Annotated in this window: 1 protein-coding gene; it reads right to left on the bottom strand. The window is 34.7% G+C overall.

The genetic code is table 11. The features are described 5' to 3' along the window. Positions 1 to 85 precede the first annotated feature (85 nt). The gene (locus BW716_RS34910) at positions 86 to 1,510 is read right to left on the bottom strand and encodes a hypothetical protein (protein ID WP_083730658.1); all 1,425 of its coding nucleotides are present in this window, start codon (positions 1,508 to 1,510) and stop codon (positions 86 to 88) included. Positions 1,511 to 1,603 lie beyond the last annotated feature (93 nt).

The following is a 1,603-nucleotide window of genomic DNA, read 5'->3' as shown; positions in this document are numbered from 1 at the left end:
TTAAAAGTTTAAACAACTTCGTTGTTAACAGAATACCAGTTATCATTTAAACTTACAAAAAAATGAAAGAGAGAATATTAAAATTTTACTCTCTCATCAACAATGTATAATCATCATCGTTAAATAGTTTTCCAAGATATACCTCTTTAATTGCACTTATCCAATTATAATTCCCTACTTTCACAACCTTTAAATGTAACCTTTCTATCTGCCTTATCACCCCAGCATCTTTTATGACCCTATGTCGAATAATCAAACCATCAGCCCTATCAAACTTCTCATCTTCCAACTTTGAATAAGAAGCTAATGATGTAAACCGTAATTCCGGAATATCATAAAAAGACTGTGTCAAAAAACTATACGGTTGAAAAGGATTATCTCCCTCTAAAAAATACACCTTAGCAGAACGAGCCATATGCGTATGAATATATCTCGTCATAGCAATTCTTCCTTCCGATGGCTTGTAAAATATAACCGTTATCAAAGCAATGACATTGATAACTGATAAACCCCAAAACAATATACGGCTAATTATTATTCGCTGCAGAGAATAAAATGCAGTCACTATGAGGAAGGGTAAGAAGTTAGTTATTGGAAATAAGAACCGTACTTCCTTATGCATGATAACAAAATGAACGAGTGATAAGGGAATAATACACCATAGTAATAATGAAGCTGGTTTCCTGTAGCCAACAATCATCACTGCAATATAAATAAGGATGCCTATAGGCCATATACATGCAATGATAGTTTCAGCTAAAAATGCATACCAGCTCATGGTCCCAAATTGTGATGCTACATCCCGAACTATATTTACGTTAAAATAATTGATGGCAGTAATCGTAAAGGTATCATAGAAGAGATAATCCAGCCAAACACCTGCCAATAGTATACTTACAAATGCAATACCAGTGATCAATAATTTTTTCACCGGCCATTTCCCGATAAGAAACAACCACGAAAATAATCCCGCAAACATAATCCCAGTCTGAAAACGTGCAAGAAAAGCAAACCCACACAAAACACCTACAATAGCAGCAGCGCGTTTGTCTTCATATACATAACTTACAGCCCACAAAAATAACAGCCCACTCCATGTTTCTGCACTAAACCTTACATTAATAAATGGCAGGAACCATAAGAGGTAAGATAATAACTGATAAACCGGCACTACAGGAACGGGTAATAGTTTAGCAGTGGCCCTAAAAAAACGATCGATAGCGAATATAGCAAACGCAGCGGTCAACAATCTTAAGATAAGCATTACTGTATATGGGTTAGCTACAATTTTCATTACCACAAATGCTATCCATGGCATAAATGAAGAGCGGATGGCCTCGTTAAACTCCCAGGGTAACTGAAAATCCTCAATATTGCCCAATTTATAAGCAGCAAATTCTATAATTTGAAAATGCTCATCAGGATGATAATACCCTTCCGAAAAAACTGTTGCAATAGCATATACAAAGATGGCAATGAAGGTGATTAATTTATAAGACATGTCTTTCATAGAGGAAATAATTGGCAGGTTAAATTAATTAATCAGCAGATCAAAAGCCGGGTAATGTTAAAATAGAATAAAAATTGAAGTTGTTTATACTTT

Source organism: [Flexibacter] sp. ATCC 35208, assembly GCF_001975825.1.
GTDB lineage: Bacteria > Bacteroidota > Bacteroidia > Chitinophagales > Chitinophagaceae > Chitinophaga.
This window is presented reverse-complemented; position numbering and strand designations above follow the sequence as displayed.

Coding starts and splice junctions, on each gene's coding strand:
- BW716_RS34910 (WP_083730658.1), bottom strand. CDS start 1,510: ATGAAAGACATGTCTTATAAATTAATCACCTTCATTGCCATCTTTGTA.